The sequence below is a fragment of the Vibrio sp. 2132-1 genome, assembly GCF_033344315.1.
This window is the reverse complement of the sequence record NZ_JAWPON010000500.1, coordinates 1-622: the sequence shown is the minus strand read 5'-3', so window position 1 is coordinate 622 and position 622 is coordinate 1. Positions and strand designations below refer to the sequence as shown.

1 pseudogene is annotated in these 622 nt (G+C 47.7%); it reads right to left on the bottom strand.

Annotation, left to right across the window (positions count from 1 at the left end):
* Nucleotides 1–622 (bottom strand): annotated as a pseudogene (gene chiP, locus R8N47_RS26285) (chitoporin); the annotation flags it as partial.

The window sequence follows — 622 nt, the reverse complement described above, 5'->3', positions numbered from 1 at the left end:
ACATAACTTGTGCAGATAGTACATCGTCTGCTGTATCGTTAATTGTCTTACCGTCACGTTCTAGGTCGAAGTTCGCTGCGTAACCTAGCTTGTACTGCCAGTCACCTGTCGTGTACATCAGACCTGCAGACATTGCATCTTGCTTCTCGTTCACGCCGTTGCTTGCGTCCGCTTCCATGTATTTGTATTGAGCGAAGAACGAAATACCGTTATCAAACCAACCTTGAACACCAACTAGGTACGTGTTGTTTTCCCAAGTTTGACCTTCAGATTCAATGTTACGGTTACCTTCGTAAGCAGCATCCAATTGTAGTGGACCTAACTTGTAGTGAGCCGCGATGCCGCCCCAGTAATCATTACCAGCACCTAGACCCGCTTTATCACCAGCACCCGCTGCAATATCTAGAGAGAACTTGTCTGCGTACATTGGAGAGTCCCAACGAATGGTGTTTGATTGACGGTCTTGGTACTTAGCACCACCGATTGCACCACCCCAGTCGTAAACATCGCCTAGACCTGGGTTAGATGCTGGCCAGTCAACCAATTCGTACATAGGTGTCAAAACACGACCTAGACGAACTTGACCCCAAGAAGCACTTTCAAAACCGACGAATGTGTCACG